This is a genomic window from Agrobacterium rubi TR3 = NBRC 13261, assembly GCF_000739935.1.
GTDB classification, from domain to species: domain Bacteria; phylum Pseudomonadota; class Alphaproteobacteria; order Rhizobiales; family Rhizobiaceae; genus Agrobacterium; species Agrobacterium rubi.
This window is the reverse complement of sequence record NZ_BBJU01000017.1, coordinates 86,750-101,343: the sequence shown is the minus strand read 5'-3', so window position 1 is coordinate 101,343 and position 14,594 is coordinate 86,750. Positions and strand designations below refer to the sequence as shown.

The 14,594-nt window shown below is 55.2% G+C and carries 16 protein-coding genes; 10 read left to right on the top strand and 6 right to left on the bottom strand.

Translation table 11 applies throughout. The annotated features are described in order from the left end of the window. Window positions 1-155: 155 nt before the first annotated feature. Window positions 156-668 carry an FxsA family protein gene (locus RRU01S_RS14730; RefSeq protein ID WP_045231095.1) on the top strand — a complete coding sequence of 171 codons (513 nt, stop codon included), beginning with the start codon at window positions 156-158 and terminating at the stop codon, window positions 666-668. Between the two features lie 84 nt (window positions 669-752). Beyond that, complete coding sequence (gene secB, locus RRU01S_RS14725; protein WP_045231044.1) at window positions 753-1,235, top strand: protein-export chaperone SecB; 483 nt, start codon at window positions 753-755, stop codon at window positions 1,233-1,235. 112 nt (window positions 1,236-1,347) lie between these two features. Here secB and dnaQ read toward each other — a convergent pair whose 3' ends face one another. The 5 genes from dnaQ to RRU01S_RS14700 are packed head-to-tail and all read right to left on the bottom strand — an operon-like array spanning window position 1,348 to window position 4,957. Then, window positions 1,348-2,049, bottom strand: coding sequence for a DNA polymerase III subunit epsilon (dnaQ, locus tag RRU01S_RS14720; RefSeq protein ID WP_045231043.1), 702 nt, complete (start codon window positions 2,047-2,049; stop codon window positions 1,348-1,350). A 2-nt stretch (window positions 2,050-2,051) separates the two neighbouring features. After that, the gene (coaE, locus tag RRU01S_RS14715; protein WP_045231042.1) at window positions 2,052-2,651 is read right to left on the bottom strand and encodes a dephospho-CoA kinase; all 600 of its coding nucleotides are present in this window, start codon (window positions 2,649-2,651) and stop codon (window positions 2,052-2,054) included. Continuing rightward, on the bottom strand, window positions 2,648-3,511 hold the full coding sequence (locus tag RRU01S_RS14710) for a shikimate dehydrogenase (RefSeq protein WP_045231041.1): 864 nt from the start codon (window positions 3,509-3,511) through the stop codon (window positions 2,648-2,650). Before RRU01S_RS14710 ends, coaE begins: the two co-directional genes overlap by 4 nt. Further along, window positions 3,504-4,103: a Maf-like protein gene (locus tag RRU01S_RS14705; RefSeq protein ID WP_045231040.1), complete on the bottom strand. Its 600-nt coding sequence runs from the start codon at window positions 4,101-4,103 to the stop codon at window positions 3,504-3,506. Before RRU01S_RS14705 ends, RRU01S_RS14710 begins: the two co-directional genes overlap by 8 nt. Window positions 4,104-4,135: 32 nt before the next feature. Further along, window positions 4,136-4,957: a pyruvate, water dikinase regulatory protein gene (locus tag RRU01S_RS14700; protein WP_045231039.1), complete on the bottom strand. Its 822-nt coding sequence runs from the start codon at window positions 4,955-4,957 to the stop codon at window positions 4,136-4,138. A gap of 407 nt (window positions 4,958-5,364) precedes the next feature. On the opposite strand from RRU01S_RS14700, the gene hemE reads away from it, so the two are divergent. The 8 genes from hemE to RRU01S_RS14660 all read left to right on the top strand — a co-directional run bounded on the left by hemE (window position 5,365) and on the right by RRU01S_RS14660 (window position 14,227). Next, complete coding sequence (hemE, locus tag RRU01S_RS14695; RefSeq protein ID WP_045231038.1) at window positions 5,365-6,399, top strand: uroporphyrinogen decarboxylase; 1,035 nt, start codon at window positions 5,365-5,367, stop codon at window positions 6,397-6,399. After that, window positions 6,396-6,941: a protoporphyrinogen oxidase HemJ gene (gene hemJ / locus RRU01S_RS14690; protein WP_045231037.1), complete on the top strand. Its 546-nt coding sequence runs from the start codon at window positions 6,396-6,398 to the stop codon at window positions 6,939-6,941. Before hemE ends, hemJ begins: the two co-directional genes overlap by 4 nt. Window positions 6,942-7,126: 185 nt before the next feature. After that, a complete protein-coding gene (gene rho, locus RRU01S_RS14685; RefSeq protein WP_108722654.1) occupies window positions 7,127-8,392 on the top strand; it encodes a transcription termination factor Rho in 1,266 nt (421 codons plus the stop codon). A gap of 144 nt (window positions 8,393-8,536) precedes the next feature. Further along, on the top strand, window positions 8,537-9,859 hold the full coding sequence (gene mnmE / locus RRU01S_RS14680; protein ID WP_045231036.1) for a tRNA uridine-5-carboxymethylaminomethyl(34) synthesis GTPase MnmE: 1,323 nt from the start codon (window positions 8,537-8,539) through the stop codon (window positions 9,857-9,859). A gap of 54 nt (window positions 9,860-9,913) precedes the next feature. After that, window positions 9,914-11,791: a tRNA uridine-5-carboxymethylaminomethyl(34) synthesis enzyme MnmG gene (gene mnmG / locus RRU01S_RS14675; protein WP_045231035.1), complete on the top strand. Its 1,878-nt coding sequence runs from the start codon at window positions 9,914-9,916 to the stop codon at window positions 11,789-11,791. Window positions 11,792-11,802: 11 nt separating this feature from the next. Then, window positions 11,803-12,420 carry a 16S rRNA (guanine(527)-N(7))-methyltransferase RsmG gene (gene rsmG / locus RRU01S_RS14670; RefSeq protein ID WP_045231034.1) on the top strand — a complete coding sequence of 206 codons (618 nt, stop codon included), beginning with the start codon at window positions 11,803-11,805 and terminating at the stop codon, window positions 12,418-12,420. A 21-nt stretch (window positions 12,421-12,441) separates the two neighbouring features. Continuing rightward, the gene (locus RRU01S_RS14665; RefSeq protein WP_045231033.1) at window positions 12,442-13,233 is read left to right on the top strand and encodes a ParA family protein; all 792 of its coding nucleotides are present in this window, start codon (window positions 12,442-12,444) and stop codon (window positions 13,231-13,233) included. A 109-nt stretch (window positions 13,234-13,342) separates the two neighbouring features. After that, a complete protein-coding gene (locus RRU01S_RS14660; protein WP_045231032.1) occupies window positions 13,343-14,227 on the top strand; it encodes a ParB/RepB/Spo0J family partition protein in 885 nt (294 codons plus the stop codon). Window positions 14,228-14,290: 63 nt separating this feature from the next. Here the strand turns inward: RRU01S_RS14660 and RRU01S_RS14655 are convergent, their stop codons facing one another. Beyond that, a complete protein-coding gene (locus tag RRU01S_RS14655) occupies window positions 14,291-14,491 on the bottom strand; it encodes a DUF1674 domain-containing protein (RefSeq protein WP_045231031.1) in 201 nt (66 codons plus the stop codon). Between the last annotated feature and the right edge of the window lie 103 nt (window positions 14,492-14,594).

Genomic DNA, 14,594 nt, shown 5'->3' with positions numbered 1-14,594 from the left:
CCAAGACGGGCAAATTGGCGATATGGTTTCTGTTCAAGCATCGGATGAGCCAGAAACTGCTTTTCATTTCGTCCGGTGCGTCGGTTCAGTCCGTCGGGACATCTCAAGCGCCTGCACTAGGCGCACGGGTTTCGACAACACGCAAGGCTCGGAATATGCGTTTCTCTTTGTTACCCATCGTCGTCCTGTTGATGCCGATCCTGGAAATTGCCGGCTTCATCGTCGTGGGCAAGGCCTTGGGCGTCTGGCTGACCTTGGCGCTCATTCTGCTCACCTCGTTTCTCGGCCTCGTCATTTTGAGATCGGGCGGACTGGGCATGATGCGCGATCTTCAAAATGCAAGCCGTACCGGCGGCGAACCGGCGAAAGCCATCGTCAGTGGTGGCATGCGGGTGATTGCGGGCATTCTCTTGTTTCTGCCGGGCTTCATCACCGATACGATCGGCCTTCTCTTGCTGATCCCCAGCTTCCGATCGCTGATCTGGACATCCTTCGGCCCGCGCATCGTCGTGGCCAGTTCGTTCAAGAGCCGGGGTTTCCATGCCGGCCCTCAAGGCGAACCGTCGTCGAAAGTGGTCGATCTGGACGAAGACGATTTCCACCGGGATGGCCCAAGACAGTCTCCATGGTCGTCGAATAAGGGTGACCGCGACCTGCCGAAATCCTGACGCCACCCTTCATATCGAAGGGTTGTAAGGCCTTGGTCTAGATGATAGACGGGCTTCCAAGAATTCAATCCGCGAGGACATATTATGACCACTGAAAACGGTGTGCAGGACGGTGCAAACCCATCCCTCAACATTCTGACCCAATACACCAAGGACCTGTCGTTCGAAAATCCGGGCGCGCCCCGCTCGCTCCAGGCCCGTGACGGTGCACCGGCGATCAACATCAATGTCAACGTCAATGCCAATCCGATCTCGGGTTCCGATTTCGACGTCGTGCTGACGCTGAACGCCGAAGCCAAGGATGGCGACAAGGTTTTGTTCGTGGCCGAGCTGGTCTATGGCGGCGTGTTCCGCATCACCGGTTTTCCGCAGGAACACATGCTGCCGGTGCTCTTCATCGAGTGCCCGCGCCTTCTCTTCCCCTTCGCACGCCAGATCATTGCCGACGTCACCCGCAATGGTGGCTTCCCGCCACTGATGATCGACCCGATCGATTTCTCGCAGATGTTTGCGCAGCGCGTTGCCGAAGAACAGGCTCGCGCCAAGGTCCAGGCCGTTCCGAACTGATCTTTGAACTTCCGACAACAAAAAACCCGGGTCGCAAGCCCGGGTTTTTTGTTGGACGATTTCTGCCGACATAAGGACAACGCCTAAGCGTTTCCATTTAACAAGGAACGCTCTAATTCTGCTGGTATTTGTTCCAGATCGCCTTGTCACCCATCGATAGAACCAATTTTCCATGCGCAGCAGCGACATCTGGGTTCAGTCTCGATGGCAGGGGCTTTTCGCGCGTCAGGACTTCAATGGGAACGTCTTCCACCAGGCTCGTTGAACGCGTCTTGGCGGAACTGCCGAAACCCAGCGCCGTCTGACGTCCGCCGATCATCTCGATATACACTTCGGCCAGAAGTTCGGAGTCGAGCAATGCGCCGTGCTTGGTACGATGCGAATTGTCGATGCCATAGCGACGGCACAGCGCATCCAGGGAGTTCGGACCCATGGGATGTTTGCGCCGCGCCATGGACAATGTATCGGTCACGACCTCCGGCGACACGGCTTCAATGCCGATCCGGGCAAACTCGGCATTGATAAAGCCCATATCAAAGGTGGCATTGTGGGCCACCCACCGCGCGCCTTCGAAAAAATCACGGATTTCCTGAACGACCTCTTCGAATTTCGGTTTGTCCTGCAGGAACTCGTCGGTGATGCCATGGACGGCTAAGGCATCGGGATGAACCTTGCGGTCGCCGGGATTGATGTAGAGGTGCAGTGTACGGCCGGTCGGAAAATGATTGAACAGTTCGATGCCGCCGATTTCGATGATGCGGTCGGCCTTTGATTCCAGACCCGTCGTTTCCGTATCGAATATGATCTCGCGCATGACTATCTCTTCCCGTGTTTCTCTGCCCGCAAACCGGCAAGCACTGCCCGTACCTGCGATCTGGCACCATCCAAGCCTTGGCCGGTATCGATGACGAAGTTTGCGCGCCTTTTCTTTTCCGCGTCCGGCAGCTGTCGCGCAAGGATCATCTGAAACTTTTCCTCCGTCATCCCCGGCCGTGACAGGACGCGTTGCCTTTGGATATCGGGTGCGCAACTGACGACGACAACCGAGTCGACCCGTGTCTCCGCACCGGTTTCGAACAACAAGGGAATATCCAGAAGCGCAAATTCAGCACCACGAGAACGCTGCATTTCAAGAACCTGCCTTTGTTTCTGCTGTACCAAGGGATGCACGATTGCTTCAAGCATCTTAAAGTGAGCCGGATTCTGTCGCAGGTGTTCGCTCAGCTTTTCACGATCCACGCGTCCGTCTGTGGTGGTGCCGGGAAATGCGCCCTCGATCAGAGGTACCGCTTCGTTTCCGTAGAGGTCATGCACAAGCGCATCGGAATCGCAGACGGCGACCGCCTCGTCCGCAAACAGCTTGGCGGTTGTCGATTTTCCCATGCCGATGGAGCCGGTCAAGCCAATAGTGATCATCCGTGCTTATCCATATCAGCGATGATGAGTGCCCGCAGCGGCTCGTTTACTTCAGGTGTTTTGCCAAACCACTTTTCAAAGCCGGGCGTGGCCTGATGTAGAAGCATGCCCAAGCCATCGACAATGGCAAAACCCTGCTCCTCGGCAGATTGAAGGATCGGTGTTTTGAGCGGCACATAGACCACATCTGTCACGACCGCCTCCGAACGCAGCGTGGAGAAATCGATATGCGGGGCATCGCGCCCATCCATACCCAGCGAGGTCGTGTTGACGAACAAGCCTGCGCCGCCCAAAACCTCCGGCAGTGCCTCCATCGGGTGAGCAAAGACGCATCCCCCAAACCGGCTGCGCAATTCCTTGGCGCGGCCAATCGTGCGGTTGACGACATTGATTTCACCGATGCCGCGATTGCGCAGTGCCTGAACGACAGAGCGGCTTGCACCTCCGGCGCCCAGAACGACGGCCCTGTCGGCCTTATCCCAACCGGGATGGCGCGCATCGAGATTGGATAGAAAGCCATAACCGTCGGTGTTGGTCGCGCACAGCTGTCCGTCCTCAAGCCACAATGTGTTGGCAGCACCAAGCTCTTCAACCACCTCATCCGGTTTGTCGGCCAATCGGTAGGCGGATTCCTTGTGCGGGATCGTCACGTTGCCACCGACAAAACCACCCATCTCACCCGATTTCAATGTGGTGATAAAACCCTCGAATTTGTCAGGCGCGACGGCGATGGCCTCATAGGAGCCGGTCACATCAAACGTCTTCAACCAGTGGCCGTGAATCAGTGGAGAGCGCGAATGCTTGATTGGATAGCCGGTGACGAAGGCCTTGATGGTTAATGTTTCACGTGAATCAACCATCGATCAGGTCCAAGTCTCGAAGTTTTGTTAAGAGAGGTAAAAGCGGCAGGCCAAGGATCGTGAAGTAGTCACCCTCTATGGCGCTGAAAAGCTGAATGCCCTCGCCTTCCAAATGGTAGGCACCGACACTGGACAATACTTTTGGACCGACCCGCTCTAGATGTCGCTCTATGAAATCATCGGTCAAGTCGCGCACTGTCAGGTCGGCGAAGGTCACGACGTCCCATATAATCTTACCTCCAAAGGCAAGCGCCGCACCGCAATTTAGGTGGTGCGTCTGACCCGATAAAGACATCAGGTTGGCATGGGCCTCAGCCATATCTTTCGGTTTATGATAAATCCGGGTTCCGAGCGACATGGTCTGATCACAGCCGAGAACCACGGCGCCAGGTTTTTCGGCACTGACGGAAAGCGCTTTTGCCCTGGCGAGTTCCACGGCAACCCGGTCAGGTGTCGCGCCATTTTTCACCAGCTGCGCATCGATGGCGCGCTCGTCGATATCGGCTGGTTGCGCGGTAAAGGTGAGGCCGGCATTGCGCATTAGCATTTGTCGCGACGCACTTGTGGATGCAAGGATAAGGTCTGGTTTCATCAACCATGGTCTCCGAAGAAGGAAGCGACGGATTAACGCGTCCTTTGCCGAAGAGCAAGAATGGCGGCAGCTGTCTCTTCGATCGACCGGCGTGTAACATCGATCAATGGCCAGTCATTGCGCGCGCACAGCGCACGGGCGTATTTCAACTCTTCCATAATCGTGGCACGGTCGATGTATTGGCGACGGTCAAAGCCGCCGGTCGCACCCAGCTCTCGATGTTCCCGAACCTGCGATATTCTGTCGGATGTCGCTACGAGCCCGACGATCAGCGGCTTCTTGGCCTTATAAAGACTGTCTGGCAAAGGCACGTCCGGCACGACGGGAATATTGGCGGTTTTGACGCCGCGATTGGCCAGATAGATGCTGGTGGGTGTCTTGGACGTGCGGCTGATACCGATGATGACGACATCCGCCTCATCGTAACTTTCCGGCATCTGCCCATCATCGTGATCCATCGCGAAGTTCAACGCTTCGATGCGCGCAAAATAATCGGCGTTCAAGGCGTGCTGGGCACCAACCCGTCGTCTTGATGTGGCGCCGAGATAGGTTTGGAAGATTCCAATGACAGGTTCCAGGACATTGACGCAGGGAACGCCGATGGCATGGCATTGAAGATCGAGGAACTGCGCCAGTTGCTCATCGACGATCGTATAAAGCACGATGCCGGGTTCCTTATCGATGCTATCGATCACCTGTTGCAGCTGTTTTTGATTTCTCACCATCGGATATACATGTTCCAACGGCATGGCCGCGTGAAACTGCGCCGACACCGCCCGGCCCGCCGACATCAGAGTCTCACCGGTTGAGTCAGAAATCAGGTGAAGATGGAAGAAGCTTTTTGTGTTCTCCACGCTGTTCTCGGCTCCCTGTTGATAACACTGGACAAGCTGTCGCCTTTGCCCGGTCCTGCTCCCGCACGGTGTAAAACTGCCGTTTTATCCACAATCGGGTTTTTGTGTAGCAAGCAAAAGGCATCTTGTGAATTGTGAGGACAATGAAACGTTCTTCAAAACCACCCCGCCTTTATCCACAGGAAGCTGGCTATGCCTCTTTCTCATAAGGCACTGAAAATAATACCTTGTTTCGCATTATCCCCGATGTTTCATTGCTCTGGCATAAACGTTTTTATCGCAATCGTCTTCTTGGCACCGATGCGGCATATCGGCCGGATAAGATTTAATCCTTGCTACTCACAGACTCTAAGAAATAGAAAATCTCTAAGAATCTCTTTTATTATTTTTTTAGAAAAGATGCGCCGATGTCTGAACGTAGCGTTTTGAAGGTTTTGAATGGAGAGGCACTCAGCCCTCCTCCCATCTGGCTTATGAGACAGGCAGGGAGATACCTTCCCGAGTATCGAGAAACGCGCAAAGTCGCAGGAAGTTTCCTTGATCTTTGCTACAATCCTGAACTGGCAACGGAGGTCACGCTTCAGCCGATCCGTCGTTTCGATCTCGATGCTGCGATTCTGTTTTCCGATATTCTGGTCATTCCTGACGCGCTTCATCGCAATGTCACCTTCACGGAAGGCAAGGGACCAGCGATGGACCCGATCAGTGCGGATGAGATTTCAGCGCTGACGGCAGACAATGTTTTGCCCCATCTTGCTCCGGTGTTTGAAGCGGTCAGACGCCTGCGCCGTGAACTGCCAGAGAAAACCACGCTGCTTGGTTTCTGTGGAGCGCCCTGGACCGTCGCGACCTACATGATTGCCGGCCATGGAACACCGGACCAGGCCCCTGCCCGCCTGTTCGGCTATCAGCATCCACAGGCAATGGAAGCGCTGCTGGCCTTTCTCGCCGAGGCCTCGGCCGATTATCTGGTGGCACAGCTGGATGCAGGTGCCGATGCTGTCCAGATTTTCGATTCCTGGGCGGGCGTGCTCGGAGAGAAAGAATTCGAGGAGTATGCCGTCAAGCCCGTAGCTCGCATCATCGAATCCGTTCGGGCCCGTCGCCCTGATGCCAAGATCATCGCCTTTGCTAAGGGTGCGGGCATTCTGCTGAAGGATTACCGCCAGAAGACCAAGGCCGATGCGATCGGTCTCGACTGGAGTGTGCCGCTGTCCTTTGCCCGTGATCTTCAAAAAGACGGTCCCGTTCAGGGAAATCTCGATCCCATGCGCATGGTGGCTGGTGGCAAGGCGCTTGAAGACGGCATAGACGCGATCCTCGATTGTCTCGGGAATGGCCCCCTGATTTTCAATCTTGGCCACGGCATCACACCCCAGGCCGACCCAGAGAATGTCGCCAGGCTTGTGGCGCGGGTGCGCTCTTACGGGGACAGGTCATGACGCAGGAAAAACCGACCTCGGCTAAAGCAGGCCGCAAGACGCGGTTGCGGGCAGCGGCAGCTCTTGCCGTGTTCGTTGGCCTGATTGCGGTGGTGCTGCATGTCGATCCTGCCGATGCCTATCTCTGGATCAAGGCACTCCACATCATCGCTGTTATCTCGTGGATGGCCGGATTGTTCTATCTGCCGCGGCTTTTCATTTATCACACCGACGCTGAACCCGGCTCCGACAAATCCGAGACCTTCAAGATCATGGAACAGCGTCTGATCAGGATCATCATGAACCCCGCCATGATGATCTCCTGGGTGCTTGGGCTTTATCTCGCTTGGTCGGTCTATGGGTTTTCCGGCGGCTGGCTGCATGCGAAGATCGCGCTGGTGGTGTTGATGACCGTGACCCATGTCTATTTCAGCCGCAGTGCCAAGCGGTTTGCGCGCGATGAGAACATCCGCACCGCCCGTCACTGGCGGTTGATGAACGAGGTTCCGACGCTTCTGATGATCGCCATAGTCATACTGGTGGTTGTGAAACCGTTTGGATAACGGCTGTTCACGATAAATTTCTCGGAATTGGTGCTTTCCTCTTGCGGCTTGCGGGCTGAACCGCTATTTTCCGGTCACTCATCTCAATGGCATGTGAATTATTCAGACGTCTGCGGGCCACCCACAGTACCTGATTCGCGAACAAGCCCCTCCCCACACATATTTTAAAGACGGTCTTTCTCTTCATGGCTGAAATGAAGCTTCAGGAACTCAAGAGCAAATCTCCTACCGATTTGCTGACTTTTGCCGAATCCCTGGAAGTCGAAAATGCGAGCACGATGCGCAAGCAGGAGCTCATGTTTGCAATCCTCAAGGTTCTTGCGAGCCAGGACGTCGAGATCATTGGCGAAGGTGTCGTTGAAGTTCTTCAGGATGGCTTCGGTTTCCTGCGCTCTGCCAACGCCAATTACCTGCCGGGTCCCGACGACATTTACATCTCGCCGTCGCAGATCCGCCGGTTCTCGTTGAAAACAGGCGATACCGTCGAAGGACCGATCCGTGGACCCAAGGAAGGCGAGCGTTATTTCGCGCTGCTCAAGGTCAACACGATCAACTTCGATGACCCGGAAAAAATTCGCCACAAGGTGCATTTCGACAATTTGACACCGCTCTACCCAAACGAGCGTTTCAAGCTGGAACTCGAGATACCGACATCCAAGGATTTGTCCGCCCGCGTGATGGATCTGGTTGCCCCGCTCGGCAAGGGCCAGCGCGGTTTGATCGTCGCGCCACCGCGCACCGGTAAGACGGTTCTTCTCCAGAACATCGCCCATTCGATCACTGCCAATCATCCGGAATGCTACCTGATCGTTCTTCTGATCGACGAGCGGCCGGAAGAAGTGACCGATATGCAGCGTTCGGTGAAGGGTGAAGTCGTATCGTCCACCTTCGATGAACCCGCCGTGCGCCACGTTCAGGTCGCCGAAATGGTGATCGAGAAAGCCAAGCGCCTTGTCGAACACGGTCGTGATGTCGTCATCCTGCTTGATTCGATCACACGCCTTGGCCGCGCCTACAACACCGTCGTTCCCTCTTCCGGCAAGGTTCTGACCGGTGGTGTGGACGCCAACGCCTTGCAGCGCCCCAAGCGCTTCTTCGGGGCTGCCCGTAATATCGAAGAAGGTGGATCGCTGACGATCATTGCTACTGCCCTGATCGATACCGGCAGCCGTATGGACGAAGTCATCTTCGAAGAATTCAAGGGCACCGGCAACTCGGAAATTGTGCTGGATCGCAAGGTCGCCGACAAGCGCATCTTCCCGTCGATGGATATTCTGAAATCCGGTACGCGTAAGGAAGACCTTCTCGTTCCGCGTCAGGATCTCCAGAAAATCTTCGTTCTGCGCCGCATCCTCGCACCGATGGGCACGACGGACGCTATTGAGTTCCTGATCGACAAGCTGAAGCAGACAAAGAACAACGGCGATTTCTTCGATTCGATGAACACGTAATCATCCGCATTCTCTCATTATGTCATAAGGCCGCGTCCGCAAAAACGGACGCGGCCAATTCTTTTGAGAGCACACCGTTGGTGTTCGTGCTAGCGACCAGCGGTGATCCCAACGCTCGCCAACACTTGATGGAGCCGAAGCCCGATGTCGCCGTCTACAGATACGATTTACGCCCTCTCCAGCGGCTCACTGCCAGCTGGCGTGGCGATCTTGCGCATCAGCGGTCCTTTGGCACGTCAGGCGCTTGAGACACTGACGCGAAGTGCCCTGCCAGCGCCTCGTATGGCGGCGTTAAAAACGATTCGGAACCGCAACGATGAGGTGGTCGACCAGGGGCTCGTTCTCTTTTTCCCAACTCCGTATTCGTTTACGGGAGAAGACTGCGTGGAAATCCACGTCCATGGCAGCCGCGCCGTGGTGGATGCGGTGTTCACGGAGCTGAACGCCATCCCCGCGGTTCGTCCCGCTGATGCCGGTGAGTTTTCCAAGCGCGCCTATGACAATGGTAAGATGGATCTGCTTGAGGTCGAAGGGCTCGCCGATCTTCTCAAGGCCGAAACCGAAATGCAGCGCCGCCTGGCCGTCGAGCAGACAAGCGGCAGGCTTTCGGAGCTTTACGATGGATGGGCGCACCGCCTGACCCGCTGCCGCGCCTTGATTGAGGCTGAGCTCGACTTTTCCGACGAGGAAGATGTTCCTGATTCCGTTGCAGACCAGGTGTGGAGGGATGTCGCGACACTTCGTGCGGAACTGGATCAGCACCTAACCGCGGGGTCAGGCAACGAAATCATTCGTGATGGTTTTAAAGTCGCACTTCTGGGCGCCCCAAATGTCGGAAAGTCGACACTCCTAAATGCTTTAAGCGGGCGTGACGTTGCGATTGTGACCGACATAGCCGGCACGACACGTGACGTTCTCAGCATTGATCTCAACATCGGTGGTTACATGGTGACGCTTTTCGATACGGCAGGTCTTCGGGAAACCAACGATGTCGTCGAGCAGGAGGGCATGCGGCGTGCGCGGCGAACAGCCCAGACTGCCGATCTTATCTTGCTCTTGTCTGACTTCGATTCGGAACCGCAACAATTGAACGAACACGAGACGGGTCGGACTTTGCGAGTTGCGACAAAGTCCGATTCCCACGAAGTGGTGCGCGGTACCTATGATATCGCTCTTTCTGCTAAGACAGGTGCGGGGCTGGACCAGCTTCGGTCTGCGATCAAGATCGAGATCGAAAAAAGGGTCGGATCGTCACTGACATTGGCACCCGTTCGTGCCAGACATAAGAAACGGCTTGAAGAGACGCTCAACTATGTTAGTGATGCGCTCACATCTGACGGTATGGATCTCGCGATCCGATCGGAATATTTGCGGCTTGCCGCAACGGCGCTGGGACGTATCACCGGGCGTGTGGATGTAGAAGATTTGCTCGGCGTAATATTCTCCGAGTTTTGTATCGGCAAATGATTCACGTGAAACATCTCGCGCCTTTTGGCTGCGACAGGGATAAAGAGATTTATAATGACATATGATGTCGTTGTAATTGGCGGTGGTCATGCGGGCAGCGAAGCGGCTGCCGCTGCTGCGCGCCATGGCGCGAAAACCGCCCTTCTAACCCACAACAAGGACACGATCGGTGTCATGTCCTGCAACCCTGCCATCGGCGGTTTGGGCAAAGGTCACCTTGTGAGGGAGATCGACGCGTTGGATGGCTTGATGGGCTGTGTCGCTGATGCGGGTGGAATCCAGTTCCGGATGCTCAATCGCAAAAAGGGACCCGCCGTTCGTGGCCCGCGCACACAGGCCGATCGTCGTCTTTATCGCGAAGCGATGCAGGCGGAAATTGCTGCCATCGAAAACATAACCGTTATAGAAGGCGATGCTTATGATATCGAGATGAATAATGACGTCATCGTTGCCGTTATTCTGGCCGACGGCCGGACGATTGCTTGTCGTTCAGTTGTTCTGACCAGCGGCACATTTCTCCGTGGTCTTATTCATATCGGTTCCGAAAAGATTCCTGCTGGTCGCGTTGGCGAAAAGCCGTCTGTGGGTCTGTCAGACACGCTTGCGCGCAAGGGCCTAGCGATGGGTCGCCTCAAGACTGGAACCCCTGCGCGCCTCAGCAGCAGGACAATTGATTGGGATTCTGTTGAGCGCCAGGGTGCGGATGAGGAACCGGTACCGTTCTCTTTCATGACCGACGCGATCACGAACCCGCAGATTGAATGTGGCGTCACCCGGACGACGCCAGCCGGTCATAAGATTATTCAGGACAATATCCACCTGTCCGCCATGTATTCGGGCCAGATCGAGGGTGTTGGGCCCCGTTATTGCCCATCGATCGAAGATAAAATCGTCCGCTTTGGTGAGCGCGACGGCCATCAGATTTTTCTCGAGCCCGAAGGTCTGGATGACGACACCATCTACCCCAACGGCATCTCGACATCCCTGCCGGCTTTTGTGCAGGAGATGTTCATTCGTACCATCCCCGGGCTGGAGAATGTCAATATCTTACAGCCGGGCTACGCTATCGAATACGACTATGTTGATCCGCGTGAGCTGAAACCGTCTCTCGAGTGCCGCAAAGTACCCGGGCTGTTTCTGGCTGGTCAGATCAACGGTACGACGGGCTATGAAGAAGCGGCGGCGCAAGGTCTGGTCGCTGGTCTCAACGCATCGATTTATGCCAGTGGTGGTGCGCCGGTTCATTTCAGCCGAACCGAATCTTACGTCGGTGTGATGATCGATGATCTCACCTCCAAGGGTGTGACAGAACCCTACCGGATGTTCACCTCGCGCGCTGAGTACCGCCTTTCTCTTCGTGTGGACAATGCCGATCTCCGCCTCACCCCTCTCGGCATAAAGGCCGGAATTGTGGGAACTAAGCGCGCAAAGCGTTTTGGGGACTTTCTGCAAACACTGGATCAGCAACGCGCGCGTCTGCAAGAGCTCACCATCACACCTACCCAGGCTGCAAAACACGACATCAAACTCAACAATGACGGAAAACGTCGGACCGCTTATGAATTGCTCGCCTATCCCGACATTACGCTTCAAACACTGCGACCGGAGTGGCCGGAGCTTGCCGACATCAATATGAAGGTGGCAGAAGTTCTGGAGATCGAGGCGACCTACGCCGTCTACATGCAGCGACAGAGTGCTGACATTATCGACATCAAGCGCGACGAAGATCTCAAAATTCCCGACGACTTTGACTTCTCTGTCCTGTCAGGACTGTCCAATGAGCTTAAGCAGAAGCTTCAGGCGGCCCGGCCCACGAACATTGCGCAGGCTGGTCGCGTCGACGGTATGACCCCGGCGGCGGTGTCGTTGATTCTTGCATTGGTGAAAAAAGGCTCCTATACGCAAACTTCAAAGTTGCGCACACAGCCATAACGAGTCTGAATATGAAGATAAACGGCCAGAGTGTTTCACGTGAAACATTGGATCGGCTAGAGCATTTTGTCGAGCTTTTCAAGAAATGGAACGCCACGACAAACCTTGTCGCACCCTCCACGCTCCAAGATGTGTGGTCGCGCCACATAGCTGACAGCGCTCAAATCTTCCAGCTGGCGCCGCAGCCGCTCACCTGGGCTGACCTCGGCAGTGGCGGTGGTTTTCCTGGCATCATAACAGCTATTTTTCTCGCTGAATTGGGGGAGGGCTGGGTGAATCTTGTTGAAAGCAACAAAAAGAAAGCGGGATTTTTGCGTATTGCGCTCAAGGAAACCGGAGCTCGTGGTTCCGTGCATCCTATTCGCATCGAGTCCGCACCAGAAGCCATCGGTCCATGTGACGCAATATCGGCACGTGCGCTCGCGGACCTTGATTTGCTTCTCGATTACATCCAGCCTTGGGCAGTACAGCGCGAAACTTTACGCTGTTATTTGAATAAAGGGCGGGATTATGAGGCAGAGGTTCAAAAAGCGCGTGGTCGTTGGGAGTTCGATCTGGTAATACATCAAAGCAGCGTTGAAGCGAGTTCCGTTGTGCTTGAAATCAGCCACCTCGCAGCGAAACGCTGATTGACCAGCAGGTGCACCCTCATGTTTGATAAAAACCGGATCATCACGATAGCGAACCAAAAGGGTGGCGTTGGGAAAACGACGACCGCGATCAACCTCGCTACTGCGCTGGCAGCGATCGGTGAACGCGTTTTGGTGGTCGATCTGGACCCGCAGGGCAATGCGAGCACTGGTCTGGGTATCGACAGGCGAGCGCGCAAGCTCTCGTCCTATGATTTGCTGATCGGTGCCAACACCATATCCGAGGTGGTCGTTCCGACCGCCGTGCCCAATCTTGATATCGTCGCTTCAACCATGGACCTTCTGGGTTTCGAGATGGAAGTCGCGAACGCATCGAATCGCGTGTTTTTGCTGAAAAATGCGTTGCAGTCCGACGAGGCGCGCACTTACTCCTATATCCTGGTGGATTGCCCACCCTCCTTCAATTTGCTGACCATGAACGCTATGGCGGCTGCACATTCCGTGCTCGTTCCCCTGCAATGCGAATTCTTCGCGCTGGAGGGCCTCAGTCAGTTGCTGGATACGGTCAATCAAATCCGGGTGACGGTCAATCCTGGCCTCGATATTCAAGGTATTGTGCTGACCATGTTCGACTCGCGTAACAATCTCGCACAGCAGGTCGTCAACGATGTACGCACCCATCTGGGTGAAAAGGTCTATCATACGTTGATACCTCGCAATGTCCGTGTCTCCGAGGCGCCGTCCTATGGCAAGCCAGCGATCCTCTACGATCTGAAATGCGCCGGCAGCCAGGCTTATTTGCAATTGGCGTCTGAAGTGATTCAGCGTGAACGTTTGCGTAAGGCAGCGTAACGACATCAATAAAATTTTCTCAACGGCGCTTTTGGCTGACGTAAAATGCCATCATGCGCCGAACGAATGGATGTCGTGCAGCGCCTCATTGGGTTTATGGAGTTAAAAAATGAGCGATGATCTTTCAAAGCGGCGCCTTGGGCGCGGACTGGCGGCCCTTATTGGCGAAATGGACCAGCCTCTTCCTGTCGGTGAGCCGCAAAAGGCCGTGAGTGCCGACCGGACGATACCGATCGAATTTATAGCTCGTAGTGCTCGCAATCCACGCAGGCACTTCGACGAGAACGAATTGCAGGACTTGGCCTCGTCCATCCGTCAGCATGGTATCGTGCAGCCTGTCGTTGTGCGAACGGTCGGCGAAAACCGCTACGAAATCATCGCTGGTGAACGCCGCTGGCGCGCAGCACAGCTGGCTGGCTTTACGGACGTGCCCGTTATCGTTCGCGATGTGGATGATCGCACCGCGTTAGAGCTGGCCATTGTCGAAAACGTGCAGCGTTCGGACCTCAATCCGCTGGAAGAGGCCATGGGCTACGATCAGCTGATTGCCGAACATGGTTATACGCAAAATGATCTCGGCGAAATCATTGGCAAGAGCCGCAGCCATGTCGCCAACAGTCTGCGGCTTCTGAAACTACCGGAAGCGGTTCGTGATATGTTGTCGGATGGTTCGCTGTCGGCAGGCCATGCCCGTGCATTGGTGTCGACCTCCGATCCCACCTATCTTGCCAAGTCCATCGTGGCCAAAGGTCTTTCCGTTCGCGATGCGGAGCGGATGGCGCAGGCCGATATTCATATGCAGCTCAATCCGATGCTGCCGCGCAAGGAAGAACACGAGAAAGATTCCGACACGGTCGCGCTGGAACGCACCCTCTCTGACGCCCTTGGCCTGGATGTAAAAATCAACCATAGGGGAACCGGTGGTCATATCCGGATCAATTACCGGACGCTCGAGCAGCTGGAAGGCGTTTGTCGTCTTCTCGAACAGAAATAAACTAACTGTTTGATTTTTAATTAAAAATCTGGTCGATGAGAAGCGAGGCCCTTTGGGCCTTGCTCAAAAATCGATGGCGCGTCCCTTGATTTCATAGTCCCCGAAACGAACGGCCTCCGGCCCCTCGCGCCCCCCGATCTCCGGGGGCAGCTCCATGGCCTTGGCTTGGCGTCGACGCTCTTCCGCTTCCTTCAGCGCGCGCTGGGCTGCGGGTGAAAGTTTTCGGACGGTATCGCCATTATTGTCGTTGTCTGGGTTCTGCATCGTTCTCAAGCCCTTATGACGGGATATTGAAAAGCCTTTTCTTATAACCAGATTATAGAAGTTAGATGGACTTGATAAGCCATTTCCACCTTTGAACGGAGAT